This is a genomic window from Streptomyces sp. NPDC037126, from assembly GCF_055605965.1.
In genome coordinates this window covers 24,662-42,891 of record NZ_JBVJTD010000026.1, presented here as the reverse complement: position 1 = coordinate 42,891, position 18,230 = coordinate 24,662, and the positions used below count along the sequence as shown (strand labels likewise).

Annotated in this window: 14 protein-coding genes and 1 pseudogene; 7 read left to right on the top strand and 8 right to left on the bottom strand. The window is 73.6% G+C overall.

What is annotated here, in order from left to right; all coding sequences use genetic code 11:
- Positions 1-83 precede the first annotated feature (83 nt).
- The 5 genes from ACZ7FF_RS37550 to ACZ7FF_RS37530 form a co-directional block, all read right to left on the bottom strand.
- Positions 84-698, bottom strand: coding sequence for a GAF domain-containing protein (locus ACZ7FF_RS37550; protein WP_470818268.1), 615 nt, complete (start codon positions 696-698; stop codon positions 84-86).
- Positions 661-1,284: a GTP-binding protein gene (locus ACZ7FF_RS37545; RefSeq protein WP_470818267.1), complete on the bottom strand. Its 624-nt coding sequence runs from the start codon at positions 1,282-1,284 to the stop codon at positions 661-663. The genes ACZ7FF_RS37550 and ACZ7FF_RS37545 overlap by 38 nt, the downstream gene beginning before the upstream one ends.
- On the bottom strand, positions 1,262-1,648 hold the full coding sequence (locus ACZ7FF_RS37540; protein WP_470818265.1) for a DUF742 domain-containing protein: 387 nt from the start codon (positions 1,646-1,648) through the stop codon (positions 1,262-1,264). The genes ACZ7FF_RS37545 and ACZ7FF_RS37540 overlap by 23 nt, the downstream gene beginning before the upstream one ends.
- 3 nt (positions 1,649-1,651) lie before the next feature.
- On the bottom strand, positions 1,652-2,044 hold the full coding sequence (locus tag ACZ7FF_RS37535; protein WP_470818264.1) for a roadblock/LC7 domain-containing protein: 393 nt from the start codon (positions 2,042-2,044) through the stop codon (positions 1,652-1,654).
- 74 nt (positions 2,045-2,118) lie between these two features.
- The gene (locus ACZ7FF_RS37530; protein WP_470818262.1) at positions 2,119-3,687 is read right to left on the bottom strand and encodes a sensor histidine kinase; all 1,569 of its coding nucleotides are present in this window, start codon (positions 3,685-3,687) and stop codon (positions 2,119-2,121) included.
- A gap of 382 nt (positions 3,688-4,069) precedes the next feature.
- Here ACZ7FF_RS37530 and ACZ7FF_RS37525 point away from each other — a divergent pair, with 382 nt between their 5' ends.
- Positions 4,070-4,423 carry an antibiotic biosynthesis monooxygenase family protein gene (locus ACZ7FF_RS37525; RefSeq protein WP_470818261.1) on the top strand — a complete coding sequence of 118 codons (354 nt, stop codon included), beginning with the start codon at positions 4,070-4,072 and terminating at the stop codon, positions 4,421-4,423.
- Positions 4,424-4,465: 42 nt separating this feature from the next.
- On the opposite strand, the pseudogene ACZ7FF_RS37520 reads toward ACZ7FF_RS37525, so the two are convergent.
- Positions 4,466-4,564: pseudogene (locus ACZ7FF_RS37520) on the bottom strand (AraC family transcriptional regulator); the annotation flags it as partial.
- A gap of 627 nt (positions 4,565-5,191) precedes the next feature.
- On the opposite strand from ACZ7FF_RS37520, the gene ACZ7FF_RS37515 reads away from it, so the two are divergent.
- From ACZ7FF_RS37515 to ACZ7FF_RS37505, 3 genes are all read left to right on the top strand, one after another.
- Positions 5,192-5,392 carry a thiazolylpeptide-type bacteriocin gene (locus ACZ7FF_RS37515; RefSeq protein ID WP_470818259.1) on the top strand — a complete coding sequence of 67 codons (201 nt, stop codon included), beginning with the start codon at positions 5,192-5,194 and terminating at the stop codon, positions 5,390-5,392.
- Positions 5,393-5,827: 435 nt separating this feature from the next.
- The gene (locus tag ACZ7FF_RS37510; RefSeq protein ID WP_470818258.1) at positions 5,828-8,773 is read left to right on the top strand and encodes a lantibiotic dehydratase; all 2,946 of its coding nucleotides are present in this window, start codon (positions 5,828-5,830) and stop codon (positions 8,771-8,773) included.
- Entirely contained in the window at positions 8,770-9,957 is a 1,188-nt protein-coding gene (locus ACZ7FF_RS37505; RefSeq protein WP_470818257.1) for a lantibiotic dehydratase C-terminal domain-containing protein, read from the top strand. Before ACZ7FF_RS37510 ends, ACZ7FF_RS37505 begins: the two co-directional genes overlap by 4 nt.
- A 155-nt stretch (positions 9,958-10,112) precedes the next feature.
- Here ACZ7FF_RS37505 and ACZ7FF_RS37500 read toward each other — a convergent pair whose 3' ends face one another.
- Complete coding sequence (locus tag ACZ7FF_RS37500; RefSeq protein ID WP_470818256.1) at positions 10,113-10,394, bottom strand: hypothetical protein; 282 nt, start codon at positions 10,392-10,394, stop codon at positions 10,113-10,115.
- Between the two features lie 240 nt (positions 10,395-10,634).
- On the opposite strand from ACZ7FF_RS37500, the gene ACZ7FF_RS37495 reads away from it, so the two are divergent.
- The 3 genes from ACZ7FF_RS37495 to ACZ7FF_RS37485 are packed head-to-tail and all read left to right on the top strand — an operon-like array spanning position 10,635 to position 15,971.
- Positions 10,635-12,224 (top strand): hypothetical protein, encoded by a 1,590-nt coding sequence (locus ACZ7FF_RS37495; protein WP_470818255.1) that lies wholly within the window; start codon positions 10,635-10,637, stop codon positions 12,222-12,224.
- Positions 12,221-14,191 (top strand): TOMM precursor leader peptide-binding protein, encoded by a 1,971-nt coding sequence (locus ACZ7FF_RS37490; RefSeq protein ID WP_470818254.1) that lies wholly within the window; start codon positions 12,221-12,223, stop codon positions 14,189-14,191. Before ACZ7FF_RS37495 ends, ACZ7FF_RS37490 begins: the two co-directional genes overlap by 4 nt.
- A gap of 7 nt (positions 14,192-14,198) precedes the next feature.
- Positions 14,199-15,971 (top strand): thiopeptide-type bacteriocin biosynthesis protein, encoded by a 1,773-nt coding sequence (locus ACZ7FF_RS37485; protein ID WP_470818253.1) that lies wholly within the window; start codon positions 14,199-14,201, stop codon positions 15,969-15,971.
- A gap of 61 nt (positions 15,972-16,032) precedes the next feature.
- Here the strand turns inward: ACZ7FF_RS37485 and ligA are convergent, their stop codons facing one another.
- Complete coding sequence (gene ligA / locus ACZ7FF_RS37480; protein ID WP_470818251.1) at positions 16,033-18,123, bottom strand: NAD-dependent DNA ligase LigA; 2,091 nt, start codon at positions 18,121-18,123, stop codon at positions 16,033-16,035.
- Positions 18,124-18,230 lie beyond the last annotated feature (107 nt).

Here is an 18,230-nt window from a genome sequence, read left to right as displayed (position 1 = left end):
GCCGGTGGACGGCAAAGTCGCCGTCCCCGCCGGTGTCCGAGATGGGGGGCGAAGGCCTGCTCGCCGTGGTCCGGCGGCGTCGGTCAGCCGCGACGGCGCGCCGACTCCTCCAGCCGCTCGACCAGTTGCGCGGCCATGGTCTTGATGGTCTCCAGCCCCTCGCGCCCCCACGGCTGCGGGTCCTGGTCGACCACACAGATCGTGCCGAGCACCACGCCCGTGCTGTCTATCAGCGGTGCGCCCAGGTACGAGTGGACGCCGATCGCGTCGACCACCGGGTTACCGGCGAACCGCGGGAAGTCTCGGATGTCCTCGAGCACCAGCGCCCGGCGGCGCTTGACCACATGGGGGCAGATGCCCATGTCGATGTCGCGGGGCATGACGCGGCCAGGCACCGGTTCCTCCAGCAACGGCGGCCCCACGTGGGCCGTGGTGTCCTGCGCTGCGCTGTACAGGCCCGCGAAGTACTGGCGGTCGGCGTCGAGGAAGAAGTTGACCCCCGCGTAGCAGCCGCCGGTGCGCTGTGCCAGTTCCCGTGCGAAGGCGTCGAGGTCCGCATCCGGACGGGCGTCGATGCCCAGCTCGCGCAGCCGCTCGGATCGGGCACGCACCTGCGGGTCCTCCGGTGGGAGGAGCAGGTGGCGCAGGGCGATCCCGGACTCAGGCCCGGAGGAGGGAGTGGTCGGTGTCGCTGCCATGAGAACTCCTTGTCGTGAGCAGATGCTGAATCAGTCCGAGCAGCACGTGGATGCCCGAGCTCTGGACGCGGGCGTCGCACAGCAGCACCGGCACCTCCTGACCGAGGTCGAGCGCGCTCCGCACCTCCTCCCCGCGGTAGCGGTGGGCCCCGTCGAACTCGTTGACGGCGACCACGAAGGGCATGCCGCGCCGCTCGAAGAAGTCCACCGCCGCGAAGGAGTGCTCCAGCCTGCGGGTGTCGGCGAGAACCACCGCCCCGAGCGCGCCCTCGGAGAGTTCGTCCCACATGAAGCAGAACCGCTCCTGCCCGGGCGTGCCGAACAGGTACAGGATGTGGGCCGGGCCGAGCGTGATCCGCCCGAAGTCCAGGGCCACCGTGGTCGTGGCCTTGTCCTGCACCCCGTCCAGCCGGTCCGTGGCCGCGCTGACGACGGTCAGCATCTCCTCGGTGCTCAGCGGCTCTATCTCGCTGAGCGCGTTGACGAAGGTGGTCTTTCCCACGCCGAACCCGCCCGCGACCAGCACCTTGATTCCCACCGGCAGGACTTCGGCGGGCAGCTGGTCACAGTCGTTTGAGGAGGCCATCGCGTACCGCTTCCAGGAGATCTCGGTCAGGTCGTGCGTAGTGGTCCGAGGTCGTCGGCGGCGCGTCACCCGCGACCACCGCGCCACCCTCGGCCAGATCGGACAGCAGCACCTTGACCACGGCGGAGGGCACCTGCATCCGGGCCGCGACCTCGGCGACGCTCACCGGCTGTTCACACAGGGCCAGCACCCGCGCGTGCTCCAGGCCGAAGGTGCCCTGTGTCTGGGCGCCCGTGGCCCGCACCATGGTCACCAGCGTGAAGTGGAACGTGGCCCTGGTCCGGCCGTCGCTCACCGTGTAGGGACGGACCAACCGTCCGGCCGCCTCGTCGACCAGCGGTCCGTCCGGGAGGACCGGCGCCATCGGCTACGCCACCGGGTGCCGGGGCGCTGTAGCCAGGTGCGGGCGCACGCTCTTCACCAGCATCCCCATCTCGTAGCCCAGCACCGCCGCGTCCGCGTCGCGCCCGGCCAGCACCGCCAGCACCGCGCCGCGCCCGGCGGCCGAGACGAACAGCAGCGAGTTGCTGAGCTCCGTCACGATCTGCCGCACGTCACCGCCGTCGTCGAAGTGCCGGCCCGCGCTACGCGCCAGGGAGTACAGCCCACTGGCGAGCGCGGCCAGCCGGTCCGCCTCGTCCTCGTCGAGCCCCTCCGCTGCCTTCACCAGCCCGTCCGAGGACAGCAACAAGGCGCTCCGGGTGTGCGGCACCCGGTTCACCAGGCCCGTCAACAGCCAGGAAAGGTCTTCGCTCGCCACGATCGTGTACTCCTCTTCGACGGAAGGAAACGGCTTGCAGGACGGGGCCCCGGCCTTCAGGGCGGACTCGGCTGTCAGGGCGTCTCCGCTTCCTCGGCCCTGCGCAGACCGGTCTGGAACGCGGCCATCAGACCCGGGTCGTGTGCGATGTCCTCGGAGGCACCGGCGCTGCGGACCGGTCGGGGCTGTGCCTCGGCGTGCTCCTGACGGCGGCGCTGAGGCAACAGCGGTCGGTCGCCCTCCGCGTCGGAGGGCACCGGCTCGGGCTGGGATTCGGAATCCGACACGCGGGCATCGGCACCGACGGGGGTCACCGACGTCCCGGGGTCCACCGCCTCGGGCTCCGCCGATTCCCCCGGCGCCGCGCCAGGGGCCGGAGCGGTGTGGTGCGCGGGCGCCGGAGCTGCCGGCTGCGGGCCGAGCAGAGCGTTGGGCAGCACCATGACGGCCTGAGTGCCGCCGTAGACGTTGCTCAGCAACTGCACCGCGACATCGTGCCGCTGCGCCAGGACGGAGACCACGTACAGACCGATCCGGCCGTCCTGCAGCAGCTCGCCGAGGGCGACCTTGTCGGGTGCGCTCAAGATGGTGTTCATCTGGTTGCGTTCGGCCGGGGACATGCCCAGGCCCCGGTCCTCGACCTCGATCGCCACGCCCGCGGCGACGGGCTCCACCCGCACGTGCACGGTGGTCTGGGGCGGTGAGAAGACCGTCGCGTTCTCCACCAGTTCGGCCAGCAGATGGACGACGTCGACCACGGCGTGCCCGCTGACCGTCCCGTCGACGGGCGGGACCAGCTTGACCCTGGCGTACTGGTCGATCTCGGCGACGGCGGAACGCAGCACGTCGGTCAGGGCGACGGGGCGGGTCCACTGGCGGTGGGTGTTCGCGCCACCGAGCACGGCCAGGTTCTCGGCGTAACGGCGGATCCGGGTGGACAGGTGGTCGACCCGGAACAACCCCTTGAGCAGGTCGGGGTCCTCGACCTCGTTCTCGAGACTGTCCAGCAGGGCGATCTCGCGGTGCACCAGGGACTCCAGGCGGCGCGCCAGGTTGGCGAACACCTCGAACTGCTCCAGGCGGGAGTTGTGTTCCGCACCGACCGCGCCTGCGGCGGTCTCCAGCAGGGCCGCCTCCGCCTCGTGCCGGGCCGCGGTGATCTCGAATCCGAGACGGGAGAGGTCGTCGGGGCCGGTCTGCGGGGGCAGTTCCGGCCGGCGCCGCACAGGCCGCTCCCCGGCCCGCAACCGGCGGTACAGCGACTCCAGTTCGGCCCTGCCCTCGGCTGCGCTACGGGTCAGCTCCGCCAGTTCGGCACGGTTCCGGTCGGCCGCGCGGGACAATTCCGCCCAGTGCTCGGTGACCGCTCGTGCCTCCGCCGCAGCCCGTACGCCCGCGATCCCGGCCGCCACGGCGCCGATCAGGACCGCGCCGCCGAACACCGCGCCCTGGTCCGCCCGGTCCAGGTGGCCGTCGAGCGCCAGCGCGGTGGCCACGGCGCCGGACACAGCGACCACCCCCGGCGGCAGCACGGACGACAGCACCAGACGCCGCCTCAAGGACCCGGCACGCGACTCGGCCGTCGCACGGGAGGGCATGGGCGACGTCGGCCGGTCGCCCGGCGGCGTGGAGGGATCAGGCATGACAGTCCTCGGACGGTACGATGATCGGGCCGAGCGCGCACGTTATCGCGCACCAGGACCCCGATGTCAGCCCCTGACGGGGACAGAAATCGAACCGTTGTCCTCAACTTGGCTTCGTCGACTCCGGCCCCGGGGCCGGGGCCACAGCACCGCGGGACTGTGTCGTGCCTGTGGTTGGTTCCCAACCCCCTTATCTGCACGGCGAATTGGTCGAACACCGAGCCGAGCAGGGCGTTCCCCGTCCCCTGCGCGCTCTGTGAGCCGACGGGTTCGCGGCCGATTCAGGGAACTGGTGAGAACTTGGACACTCTTGGTGGTCCCTTGTGCACGCCGTTGAGGAAAGACCCTGGATGGCCGAGGCGTCCCGCCTTACGGTGGCGCCATGAGTGATCACTCGGAGGCGGCTGTCGCGCCCGTGGAGGCTTTTGAACCCCCCTACTACGTGGCTGTCTTCACGACGGTGCGAACCCGGGATCAGAGCGGCTACACCGAGACCAACGCGCGCATGGAGGACCTGGTGAAGGAAATCCCGGGGTATCTGGGGATGGATCACGCGCAGACACCTGGCGGACTCGGCATCACCGTCGGGTACTTCCGCGACGCCGACGCCCTCACCCAGTGGCGGACCGACGCCGAGCATCGCGCGGCGCAGAAACGCGGGCGAGCCGAGTGGTACGCCGGCTACACGCTGCACGTGGCCAAGGTCGAGCGGAGCCACGGGTTCACACGGGAGTAGGCCCGTGGTCCGGCGAGGCCACCAACCGGGCCCAGCCGCGAGTCACCTGGAGTACGTACCCGGCGTACATCCGAACGCCCGGCGGAAGACGTCGATGAACGCGCTCGTGGACCACCCACACTGGTTCGCGACCTGGGTCAAGCGCGACACGAGGGACGGCGCCGACGATGGCGAGGTGTGAAGAAACTCCTCGATCACTCTCCTGTCCACACCGGGTCGCGAATGCGGCGAGCGGGGGTGCTGACCTCTTCCCTTCGCGCGCTGAAGCCCGTGATCGGCTCTGCGGGGACGTGATTCGCGGTGGAAGTTGACCGATTGTGCACCCCTGTCGTGCCGGATGTACGTCACCTCCGCGCGGCGCGCCGCACGGGCGGGCTCGGAGGGGCTGACGGACGGCTGACGGAGGCGTGACCTCCACCTGGCACGGCTCTGACCCCTGTCGTGGACAAGCAGGGAAGATCCCCCTCGCAAGGGACACACATGTCCACGGAGTCTTCACTTTGCTCCAGTCCAAACGTGGTCGTGCCGTCGTGGCGCCACGTACCAAGACACGGCGAACCGGGATGAACACAACAGGCCAATGCCCGGATTGGCCTTGCTGCCGGCCTGCCCCGGGACCCAAACTCGCTGCTGTACGACGAATGACCGTTCGGGAGCTTTCTCCAGCTTCGAGCGAAATCTCCGCACATGCCTCTCACTCGGCATGTCTCGCGCCGCCATCTCATCGGCGCGTTCCGGTTCTCACCTTTTCTGCGATGGGAGTTCGTCATGTCCCTCACCCCGAACCAGCAGGCCGCCCTGGAACTGCAGGACGTCGACCTGGACACGGACCTGGACCTCAGCGACCTGACCGTGACCTCGCTGCGCGACACCGCCGCGCTGCCCGAGAACGGCGCCTCGTGGGGCTCCTGCTCGTGCCAGGGCTCGTCGTCGTGTGCGCAGCCCGTGGGCACGCCCGTGGACCTCTGACCGGTTCCGCCCCGCACACCGACCTTCGAACCTGAGAGGGCCCAGATGCCCCACGACCGCGAGGACTTCCTCGCACCTGGGACCTCCGCCTGGGTGAGCTGACGGGCACCGCCCTGCGGGACACCTGGCGTTGCACTGAGACGGGCGACTCCGCCGGAGCGCGTCGTGCGGCTCCTTATCCCGCGCGCAGCCCACACTGCCCGCCCTGCGTCACCAGTGCGCCCACCGGCCTCGTTCGCCACGAGGCCGGTGGGCCACGACTCCCGTGCGGTCGGCCCGCTCCTCCGCCCGGGTCCAGCCGGCTCACCGCACGACCTCGAGCCCAGCCTGCCGACCCCTACGCGAGTCCCCGCCCGGCCTGCCGGAGCGATCCGCGTATACCCGCCCGCCGCACCGATCCCGCCCGTCCTCCGAGCCGTACGCCGGGAGCCCGTCATGCCGTACTCCGCCCCGCCGACAGCCCCGGTGCCCGTGCCGCCACCCGATCACGCCGACTCGGCGGAGCCGTGCGACCGGACCGCGGCCCCGGTGCGGGTGCTGCCGCCTGATCGCGCCGACTCGGCGGAGCCGTGCGACCGGACCGCGGCCCCGGTGCGCGTGCCGCCACCCGATCACGCCGACTCGGCGGAGCCGTGCGACCGGACCGCGCCGTACGCACTCGTCCGGACGACCGCGCTCCCGTACCCCGCCGAGTCCGCCCCCGCGTCCACGGTTCGGGTTCTGCTCGCCCGGCTCACCGCGCTGGCCGCCCGGGAGGCCGTCCTGCGGGCCGCCCTGTCCGACGACCTCTTCGCATCCCGCGCCGGCCACGACGAGGACTTCCACCGCCAGGTGGTCCTCCCGCTCCGCCGCGCCCTGCACAACGGCCGTGAGCCCCGCCCCGCCCTCCTCGGCCGGCTCGGCACCCTTTCCGACCGGGTGCCGCGGCTCGCCGACTGGCTCGCCCTGCGGGAGCTGCGCACCAGGTTGCACGACGAGCTCGACGCCGCTGTCCCGACCGCCCTGGCCGCCGAGCGCGCCGCACTCGCCGAACTCTGCCGTTCCCCCTCCCTCTCCAGGGCCGTCGCCCTGACCAGTGCCGACCTGCTGCGGGCGGTCGGCAGGGCCGGCCGGGGCGAGACCGGCAGGCGGGCACGCAAGGAAGAGGCCTCGGTCCTGCGGCACGCCCTGCGGGCCAGTACGAAGACCAGCCCGCGGTCGTGGTTCACCGCCGTCGGGTGGGCGGCCGAGCCGACCGACGACGCGGCTGCCGCCGCCGTCTGTGCGCCGGATGGCGGGCCAGAAGCTTCCCCGCTCACCTCCGTCGTCAAGGAGAACCGCACCCTTGTCGCCGCGCTCACCGCGGCCCTGCTCGACGAGCCGCGCCGCCGCCGGACGCTTCCCCACCGCATGACGAGTACCGCACGAGTGGCCGACGGCCGCGCCCACTTCGCCCGCGCGGAGGCGGTCTTCGCGGGTGGCGGGTACCTGGTCACCCGCGAGGACGAGGTGGAGGTGGCGGCCCGCCCGGGCCTGGACACGCTGGCGTCCCTCCTCGCCGACGGGCCGCTCGTCCTCGGCCCGCTGACCGCCCGACTCGCCGCCCGCCTGGGCCGCTCGGCGGACGACCCCGCCGTCGCCGGGTTCGTGGAACGGCTCACCGGCTCCGGGCTGCTCGTGCCCGCGGAACCCGTGGACCCGCAGCACCCCGCCCCGCTCCTCGCGCTCGCCGACTGGCTGCGCCAGTGGCCCGCGGACGCCGTGCTGGCGGACCGGATCACCCGACTCGCCCACGAGACACGGCAGTTCGCGGAGACCGCCGCCACCGAGCGCCCGGCTCTGCTCGCCGTCCTGGCCCGCTGCTGGCGCGAGCTGCTCGCCGACACCGGCCGAGCCGTCCCGTCCGAGGCGGCCCCGCTGACGGTCCTCACCGAGGACGTCGTCGCCCCCGCTCCCGTGTCCCCGCGCCGCCCGCCGGTCTCACCGAGTCACGACCGGCGGACCACGGGACTGCCGTACGAGGACCCGCCTGCCGGGTACGACCCGCTCGCCCCCGCCGATCGCGCCGCGCTCACCGAACTCACCTCTCTGGCCGAGCTGTTCGACCTCGGGCACATGATGAGCCGCGTCGCCCGGGACCGCTTCGTCGCCCGCTACGGGGAAGGCGGCACCTGCCGCGACCCATGGGACTTCGGCGCCGACACCGCCGCCGCCTGGGAGGAATCCGGCCGCCTCGTACGCAGACCGCCCGACGACCCCGAACTCCCCACCGGGATGGCGGAACTCGCCCGACTGCGCGAGGAGTTCACCGCCCTGGCACGAGAGGCGGCAGGGTCGGCCGGGGACACGGCACCCGAGATCGTCCTGCCGGCCGACCGCGTTCGCGCCCTCGTCGGCCGCCTGCCCGACTGGACGGCCGCCCGGCCGCTCAGCTACTCCTGCTTCGTCCAACGCGTCCACGACGAGGCGCTGTTGTGCGTCAACCATGTCTACGGCGGATGGGGCCGGTTCACCAGCCGCTTCCTCGACGCCATGCCCGCGGGTGCCGCGGCCGCCGTCGGCGAGCGTGTCCGGCGCGGCCTCGGCACGGGCGCACGGGCGGCCCAGGTACGGCCCGTCGGGGGGTTCAACGCCAACCTCCACCCGCTGCTGCTCGCCGAGGAGATCGGGCCCGACCGCGGCCGCACCGCGCTCGCCGAGGCCGACATCGATCTCGTCCACGACCCGGCCACCGACCGGCTGCGCTTCCGGGTACGGGCGACGGGCGACCCGCTCGACGTGCTCTACCTCGGCTTCCTCGCCCCGATCATGCTGCCGGCCCGGCTGGGTCCGTTCCTCTCGGACCACCCGGAAGGCATGGTGGACTTCCGTCCGCTGCTGCCCCGGCACGCCGTGGCCGCTCCGGGCGGCCAGGTGGTCCGTACGCCCCGGCTGCGCCATCGCCATCTGGTGCTGGTCCGGCGCCGCTGGCACCTCGACGCGGGCGTGCTCGACGCGCTGCGCGCCGACCTCGCAGGGGAGGAGCGGGAGGTGCCGACCGCCGCGGTGGCCCGCTGGCGGGCCCTGCTCGACCTGCCGGAACAGCTCTTCCTGCACCCGGCGCTGCCGCTGCCGGCCGGGCGTGTGGTCGACGACTTCGTCGCGGGGCTGCGGGCGCCCAAGCCGCAGCCGCTCGACCTGGGCAACGCCCTGCACCTGCGCTGCCTGCGCAGTTGGCTGGCACGCCATCGCCAGGGCGTCGTCCTGGAAGAGGCCCTGCCGGCCTTCGGCGGCCGGAGCGAGCCCGTCCACGCGGTCGAGTCCGTCGTCGAGACGTACCGCCCGGCGCGCCACCGCACGGCCGGGCGGGCCGCGCCCCGGCCCGCAGGCCCGCCCGTACCCCGCCGAGGAGGCACCCGATGAACGCCCCGGCAGGACCCGCCCCCGCTCCCGCCCCGCACCACCCGACCGCGCCAGGCTCCGCCGGGGCCCTCGACGTCGTCCTGTACGACTACCGCGAGGACAAGGCCCCGCTCCTGCGCGAGGCCGTGCTGCCGCTGGCCCGCCGGGCCACCGCCGAGGGCCTGACCACACACGTCGAGCGCCACTGGCTGTACGGCCCGCACATACGGCTCCGCCTGTACGGCGAGCCCCACCAGGTGACCGCCGCGGCCGAGCGCACCGCGGCCGCGCTGCACACCTGGGCCGCCGACCACCCCTCGGCCGCGCACATCACCGAGGAGGAACTCCTCGCCCGAGCCGCGATGGCGGGCCGCGCCGAGCTGATCGCCCCGCCCTACGGCCCGCTCGTACCGGACGGCCACGTGCGCGTCGAGCCGGTGGACCAGGCGTCCCTGCGATCCCTGATCGGGGACGACGGGGTCCGGCTCCGTGACGATCTGCTGGCGCTGGGCCTGCTGGCGCTCGACAGCGGGTGCGCGTTCCTGGGCAGGCACGGCGACACGCCCGCCGCCCGCGTGCAACTCGCGGTCGCGGCTCTGGCCGCGCACGCCACCGCGCACCCGCAGGGGCTGATCGGCGGCCACTACTCGTTTGTCTCGCACCTCGAGGACTTCCTGGTCCACGACGACGCGGACGGGCGGCTGAGGGCGGCTTTCGAACGCCGGTGGGAGGCGACAGGACCGGCGGTCACGGCCCTGGTCGGGCGGATCGCGGGCGGCGGGGCGGCCGACTGGGAACTCGCCTGGGCCGACTGGTCCGCGCAGGCGTGGCGCATCGCCGCGGAACGGCTGGCGGCAGGCGCGGACTTCGCGGGCGACCCGCGCGAATATCGCAACCGGGCGGCAGCGGTCGGCGACGAGACGGTGGCCGACCGCTGGGACAGGGACGTACGCACCCGCTACAGCGAGTTCCACCACCGGCTGCGCCGCTCGGACCCGCGCGGGACGATGTGGAGCCGCCCCGACTACCTGATCTACCGGGCCTGTACGAACGCGCTCTACCGGCTGTTCCAGATCTGCGACGTACGGCCGTTGGAGCGTTACCTCGCCGCGCACCTGGTCGTGCGCACGGTGCCGGAGCTCACCGGGCACACCTGGCAGAGCCACGTCGACGAGGTGATCGCGGCCGTGGAAGGTACGTCATGACCACCGCCCCCACGGCCGCGGCGGGTACGCCGCCAGAGCCCCCGGACCCCGAAGCTCCCACCGCGCCGCGGCTGCGGTGGCGTCTGCGGCCCGGCGTCGCCGTCACCCCGCTCCTCACGGGTCTGCACCTGCGCGGCCGGGGCGCCGCCGTCACGCTAGAAGGCAGCCGCGCACTGCCGGGCCTGTGGCGACTGCTCTCGGAACAGCTCGCTGAGGACGACATGGTGCGGGACGACGGCGCCGCGCGACGGGGTAGCGGTGCGGGGGTGGACGGCGACGCACTGGCCGGTTCGGGGGCGAGGGTGGACGATGACGCCCAGGTCGACGCCCTGGCGGACGCCGGAACCCGGGCCGGGTCCGAAGTGCAGGCCGACGCTCGGGCAGCGGCTGCCGCCCGCCGTCAGGCCGACTCTCGGGCAGCGGCTGCCGCCTGCCATCAGACCGCCCCCCTGGCGCCGGCCGCAACGCGCCATCAGTCCGCCCCGCCGGCAACGGGTGCCGCACGCCACCGGGCCGACCCCCTGGCAATGCCCGCCGCCCGCCATCAGACCGACCCCCAGGCAGCGGCCGCAACGCGCCATCAGACCGCCCCCCTGGCAACGGACGGCGCGCGCCACCGGGCCCACCCCCTGGCAACGGCCGCCGCGCGCCACGAGGCCGCCCCCCGGTTGGAAGCCGTGCTCGCCACGCTCACTGCCCGACTGCGCGAGCACGACCTGCTCGTGGAGCACCCTGACGGCGCCGAACTCCCGCCCTGGATAGGTGCGTCGGCGGCCAACCCCGCCGACGCGGCCGAAGCGATACGGGCCGCGCTCCCGGTCGTAGCCGCACCGGAGCCCGGGAGCCCCCTCGCGATGAGCCTCGTACGGGCGCTGCGCCGTGCGGGGGCGAGTCCGCGAGTAATCGTCGACGGCGGACTGCCCGCCGGCCGGGCAGTGGTCACGGCCGACGCCTCGTCCGGGCCCGTGGCGCTGGCCGTGTCCTGCGACGCGGACGGCGGCTTCGTCACCGAGCCGGGGCCCCCGCAGCGCGCCCGCGCCGACGCCGCCGCCATCGCCACCCGCATCGACACACCACTGTGGGCGGCGGACGGTCCCGTCACGGCGCCTTCGGGTGACTCGGCGTCGACGCGGACGGGAGCCTCGGCCGCAGGGCCGTCCTCCACGCTTGTCGCACTGCTCGCCGGTGCCGCGGCCGGGCGGCTGCTCGCTGCCGTCGCCGGCCTGCCCGACCCCGCCGCCCACGAGGACGCGTCCAGCACGGCGACGGCCGGACATCCGGCGGTGCTGATCGCCCGTGCCGAGCCGCCGGGGGCGGCGTACCACCCGTGGGCGGCCGCTCCTCGCGCCTCCCGCCGGGGCGCGGACGCCTCGCCCCCACCGGACCTTGCGCAGGCCCTGCGTCGGGTAGCAGCGCTGGGCGATCCGCGTCTCGGAGTGCTCGACACGCCGTTGCCCGGGGACCTCCCGCAGCTTCCCGCGTCGCTCGCATCCTGCCGGACCCGAGCGGGTCTGCTGGTCGCCGGCGGCGTACGGGCGGACCTGGCCCGGCTGGAGGCGGCCTGCAGGGCGGCTGAACTCGCCCTGGCCGAAGACTCGTTGACTCCGGTCGTCGGCACGAGCCCCGACCACGCCCACGGCCGGGCACTGCGCCGCGCCGTCCTCGACCGCATCGGACCGCAAGCCTCCTCCACCGCGTCGGCGGCGGAACCGGCTGCCCCGCGCGTCCGCGACGACGACATCGGGGCCGACGCATGGCGCACGCACCCTCAAGCCCGCCACTGGTGGACCGTGCTCACCGAACGCATGGGCCTGCCCGTTGACCTTTCGGTGCGGCAACTCGTCCGAGAGAAGGCCTACTTGGCCGTCATCCAGGTCCGGCCGAGCTCGAACGTCGCTGCCCCCGGCACGGTGAGCCGCGCCGTCGAAGCCACCGCAGCCGACGCCGTGGCCTTCGCCGCGCTCGACGCGGTCACCCGCGCGATGGCTGCGGAGCACGTGCCGGACCCGGCTCGGCACACGACGCTCGACGGCGCCGTGGCTCCGCTCGCCGTGGCCGGCGTCGAACCGGCCGGCTGGGCGGACGAGGGCTGGACCGACGCCTGGCTGGCCGGGATCGCCGCCCGCGAAGCGGCCCTACGCGCCGCCCTGCGCCGAGTGACCGGTCTGCGACCCGCACTCTGGCCGGGGACCGGTCACCACCCCCTCGCCGACGCCCTGCGCGCATCCGGATTCACGATCCTGACCGGTCCGGGAGGCACCCGATGAGCACCGCCGACCCGTACGCCGTCGCCACTCCCGTCCCCATCCCCGTACTCGATCCCGCGACGGCGCTCGCGACCACCGAGGGCACCGCCGTCGTGCGGCTGACCACCTGGGACCTCGGACTGGCCGAACGGCTCAGCCGGCACGCCCTGGGCCACCCGGTGCGGTTCGTACCGGTGCGCGAGGACGGGGCGCTGACCGTGATCGGGCCCGTACTCCACCCTGGGGCGCACGCCTGCCTCGGCTGCGCGGAGCACCAGCGGCTGGCCACCGCGGGCGGCCGCGTGCCATGGCAGAGCCCGCGGCTGACGCTCGGCGGCACGGGGACCCCGACGCTGTCCGAGGCGGCGCTCCGGCTCGCGGTGGACCTGCTGACGTCCGGCCCGCTCCCACCGGAGCCGCCCACCGCCGACCGCCACACGCCGTCCGCATCGGGCACCGGCCCGGCCGAGGCCGACGACCGGGCCGTCGTCCACATCCTGCACGGCGACCGCCACACCTGGTCCACCCACCGCATCCGGCCGATCGGCGGCTGCCCGGTGTGTCGGCCGCTGCCGGACGACTCGCCCGCCGACGCCGTGTCGCCGACCGAACCCAGGCCGGTGCCCGACCCCGCGGTGCTGCGCGGACCCAACGCCCTCACCACGCCCGCCCGGCTGCGGGTGGAGCTGCACGACGAGCGGTTCGGGCCGGTGCGCCGGCTCTTCAGGACCGAGGACTCCGCGTTCGCGCTGACCACGGCCTGGGTGACGGACGGCCGTTCGCTCGACGACGGTGGCTACGGCAGGTCCGGCGACTTCCGGTCCAGCGAACGGGTCGCCCTCTTCGAGAGCGTGGAGCGACTCGCCGGGATGCGGCCCACCGGCCGCCGCACCGTGCTCCGCGCCTCGTACGCCGACCTCGTCACCGTCGGAGACCACGCCGTGCTCGACCCCGTCCGGCTCGGCCTGCCGGACCCCGAGTTCGAAGGCCACCGCGCCCGCCGGACCGTCCCGTACTCCCCGGACCTCGCACTCGACTGGGTGTACGGCTGGTCGCTCACCGAGCGCCGCGTCCTGGCGGTCCCCGAGCACGTGGCGTACTGGGACGTACCCGGACCGGACCGGCCGCGGGTGGTGTACGAGTCGTCGAACGGCTGCGGACTGGGCAACAGCCCCCAAGAGGCCGCGCTGTACGGGCTGTTCGAGGTCGCCGAACGAGACGCCTTCCTGATGGCCTGGTACGCGCGCACTCCGCTGCCCCGGGTCACCGTCCCCCTCGACGACCCGGAGATCACCGCCCTGTCCGACCGCGCCACGCTGCTGCGCTACCGCCTGACCCTGCTGGACGCCACCAACGACCTTGGCATCCCCGCGGTGGTCTCACTCTGCCGCTACGAGGGCACGCATCCCGACGCGCCCCGCGCGTTCCTGGCCGCCGGGGCCCACCACGACCCCTTGGTGGCGATCCGCTCGGCGGTGGCCGAGGTGGTCACCAACGTCCAGGAGGCCGCGCGCCGTTCGGGCCCGGGCGGACCCCGGGACCCGGAGCGGCTGCGCCCGATGCTGGACCGCCCCGAGCTGGTGCTGGACCTCGACGACCACGTCGGCCTCAACACGCTGCCGCAGGCGCAGCCCCGGATGGACTTCCTGTTCGCCGGTCCGGCCGAGGAACCGTGGTACGCGCGATGGCCGGGGACGCCCGAACCGGTGACCGACCTGACCCTGCTGCTGGAGCGGACCGTTCGGCGGCTGGCCGCCGAGGGCCTTGAAGTCATCGCCGTCACACAGGACGAGCCCGGTGTACGTGACCGGCTGGGGCTGCACTGCGCCAAGGTGATCGTCCCCGGCACGCTTCCGATGACCTTCGGGCACGTCAACCGCCGCACCGTGGGACTGGACCGGCTGCTGCGCGTGCCCCACCGACTGGGCCGTACCGCACGGCCGCCGCGCCGCGACGAACTGCCCCTCGACCCCCACCCCTTCCCGTGAGGACGCGATGACGACCGCCCGCCCACGCCCCAATCCGGCCGCGCCCGAGGAACCCGCGCACCCCTGGCACAGCCTGCACCTCGCCCTCCACTGCGACGGCGCCGAGACGGACGCATTCGTCACCGACGACCTCGCCCCGCTGATGGACGGCCTGACCGCCGACCCGCGGGCCGCCTGGTTTTTCATCCGCTACGGCGAGGGCGGCCCCCACCTGCGGATCCGCTTCCGGGGCCCGCTGCCCACCGGAGCGATGGCCGAACTCTCCACCGAATTGGCGCAGTTGGCGGCCGCCCGCCCCGCAGTGTTCACCGGCCCCTGGCCGTCCCGGCACGGCGAGGTGCGCCAGGTGCCGTACGCACCCGAGACCGAGCGGTACGGCGGCCCTGCCGCGCTGCCCCTCGCCGAGGACGTGTTCGCCCACTCCACCCGGACGGCCGTCGAGGCCCTGCGCGCGTACCCGGACCACTCCGCCCGGCTCCCACTCGCCCTCGACCTCGCCCACGCCACCGCCCACGCGCTCGGCCTCGACGCACTCCAGGCGGCGGGCTGGCTGCGCCGGCACGCCGCCTCCTGGCGCTGGACCACCGAGGTGGAACCACTGCCCGCGGCCGCCGTCCATTCCCGTGTGAACTCGGTGTTCGCCCGCCAGCGGCCCGGCCTCGTCCGACGCGCCCAGGCCCTGCGCGCCGCCCTCGACTCAGGCACCGCCGCGCCCTGGCTGACCGAATGGGCGCACAGGGTCGGGGCCACGAACGCCCGGTTGCGCGACAGCATCCCTGCGGAGCAGGCCGCCCGCCGTGTGCCCTGGGTCTGGGCCTCCCAGCTCCACATGCTGTTCAACCGGCTCGGCGTGACCCCCGACGAGGAGCGGGCCGTCTGCCGCCTCGCCGCCCGCACGCTGCTGGAGACCGAGGACGAACCCGGGTTCTTCCCCGCCGGGCACCGCGCAGCGGACTACCAGTACCTGGAGCGCAGCAAGTTCCAGGTCGGACGGCCCGAGGACACCACCCTGCGCGACCTGCCCCCGCGGCCGGCCCCTTCACCGGCCCAGCTCGCGGCCGAACTCCCGCTGCTCGCCGCGCCCTTGCCGGACGTGCCGCTCGGCGAGGCGCTGCGCCAGCGCACCTCCGTGCGCGGGGCGCTGCACGGGCCGCTTGACGCGGAGACCCTGGGCGGGGTGCTGTGGTCCGCCTACGCCGAGAGCCACACGACGCACCGGAACCTCGACAACGGCTCCGTGCACACCCTCCGCCACCGCCCGTACCCCAGCGCCGGTGCCCTGTACAGCGTGCGCGTACGTCTGCTGGCGCTGGACGTCGCGGGGCTGACCGCGGGAACGTACCACTGTGTGCCGGAGCGCCGCGCGCTGCTCCCGATGGGCCCGGCGCCGACCGTCGCCGACCTCAAGACGTTGTCCTCCTACCTCTCCCGCCCCGCGGACGACCCGGACGCGGTGGGCATAGACGAGGCCCCGGCGGTGCTCGCGGTCCATCTCGACCTCGGCCTGCTGCGCCGCCGCTACGGGCTCCGGGCGCTACGCCTGGGCCTGTTGGAGGCGGGTCACCTCGCACAGACGCTGCTGCTCACCTCGGCGGCGTTCGGCCTGGCGACCCTTCCGCTCGGCGGCCTGCACGACGACCTGACCCACGAGCTTCTCGGCCTCGACGACCTCGCCGAACCGGTCCAGTACCTCCTTCCCCTGGGCCGATCCGCCACCACTCCCCGGCTGGAGGTCGAGGGTGACGAGCGCCCGTTCAGCGGTCCGGAGAAACACGCCTGAGAGCATGACCGTCCGGGCGTCCTCGCCCCGCAGCCTGCCTCGTGTCGGCCGCGCGGCGGTGTCAGTCGAGGTGATCGGCGACGAGTGCGGCGAACTCGTCAGGGGTGGCGAGGCGGATGCCGAGGTCCTCCGCTTTGGCGCGCTTGGACCCGGCGTTGTCCCCGGCGACGACGAGGGTGGTCTTCTTGGACACGCTGGAGGAGGAGCGGCCCCCGGCCCGCTCGATGAGCTCGTTCATCTGGTTGCGGCTGAGCTTCTCCAACGGCCCGCTCATGGCGCCGGTGACCACGACCGTCATCCCGGCGAGCGGGCCGGTGCCCGGGGCGGCTATCACGGCACCGCTGGCGCCCGCGTCTGCGGAGGCCGCCGACGGGGGAGTGGCGCCGGGTTCGGTCACGTTCACTCCGGCCGCGGCGAGTTTGTCGATCAGCGGGCCGAGCTCGGCGAGCTCGGCGACGATGGACGGCGCCTTCTCGGGGCCGATGCCTTCGACCTGCTGGAGTGCTTCGGCGTCGGCGGCCCGTATGGCGTCCATGGTGGCGAAGTGCCGTGCGATACGCCGGGACATGGAGCGGCCCGTGCCGCGGACGCCGAGTGCGCACAGCACCCGTGACAGCGGCTGCGCCCTGGCCGCGGCCAGGGCGGCGAGCAGGTTGTCCGTGCTGGTTTCGCCCATCCGCTCCAGCGCGAGGAGCTGGACGCGGGTGAGGGTGAACAGGTCGGCGAGGTCGCTGACCAGGCCGGCCTCGACGAGTTGCACGACGCGGGTGGCGCCCAGGCCCTCGATGTCGAGCTGGTCGCGGCCCGCCGCGTAGGACAGGGAGGCGACCAGATGGCAGTTACGGCCCTGCTCGCAGCGCCAGCGTTCCTGGCTGGTGTCGATGCCGGAGCCGCATCGCGGGCACACCTCGGGGAACACGATCGGCTGCTCGGCTCCGGTGCGCAGGTGCGCGACCGGGGCTTCGATGCGGGGGATGACGTCGCCGGCGCGATGGACCATGACGTGGTCGCCCAGGCGCAGATCACGGCGGGTGATGTCGGCCGGGTTGTGCAGCGTGGCATAGCTGATGGTGGAGCCGTCTATCTCGACCGGTTCCAGGACGCCGCGCGGGGCGATGATGCCGGTGCGGCCCACGTTCCACTCCACCTCGAGAAGCCGGGTGATCTTCTCGACGGCGGGCAGCTTGTAGGCGATCGCCCACCGCGGGGCCCGGGAGCCGGATCCCGCGGCCTGCTGATCGGCGGCGAGATCGGCCTTGACGACGACGCCGTCGATACCGAACGGCAGCTCGGCACGCAGCGCGGCGATCTCCTTGATACGGGCGAGCGCCTCGTCGGTGGTGGCGGCCGTGACGCCGGGCACCAGGGTGGTGGCGGTCGTGTTCACGCCCAGCTCAACAGCCAGTGCCATCAGCTCACCGTGCGCGAGGGCCGTGAGCCGTGCGGCCAGGACACCGTCGGTGTCGGGCAGCGGCAGCAGGCCGTAGCCGAAGAAAGTCATCTCCACTTTGTAGGCACGGTCCTTGGCACGCAGCGTGCCCGCCGCGGCGTTGCGCGCGTTCGCGAACGGCTGCCCGCCGTGTGCGACGCGCGCCTCGTTGGCGTGCTCGAACTGTGCGGTGGTCATGAGTACTTCGCCGCGGACTTCCACCGTGACCGGCTCGGCCAGCTCTTGCGGCAGACCTACGATGGTGCCTATCGCGTGCGACACGTCCTCGCCCGCCGTCCCGTCGCCACGGGTGATCAGCCGGGCCAGCCGCCCGTGGGTGTAGCGGGCGGCGACGGCCAGCCCGTCGAGCTTCGGTTCGACACTGAAGCGTTCCGCCTCACGGCCGATCCGTCTGGACAGCGAGGCCGCCCAGGCGACGAACTGCTCCGGCGAGAACACGTTGTCCAGGCTCAGCATCGCCACCGTGTGCGGCACGTCGCCCTCGGCTGCGCCACCGGCGACCTTCCCGGTCGGCGAGTCGGACAGCACCTGATCGGGATGATCGGCCTCCCACGCGGCGATGCTCCGCACGAGCCTGTCGTAGGCGTCGTCATCCAGGGGCGAGCTGCCGCCCGCGTAGTAGGCGGCCGCAGCCTCCACCGCTTCCTCGACCGCCCGCGCGTAGGCGGCGGCATCCATGATCTGCGCAATGGGCATCGTCATGTCCGCCATACTGCCTGCCACCACTGACAACGCCCTCGCGACCACATCCGCACACCCTTCTCACGCAGCCGGTGTGGGGCGGCACGGCGGTGATATTCGGGTCGCCG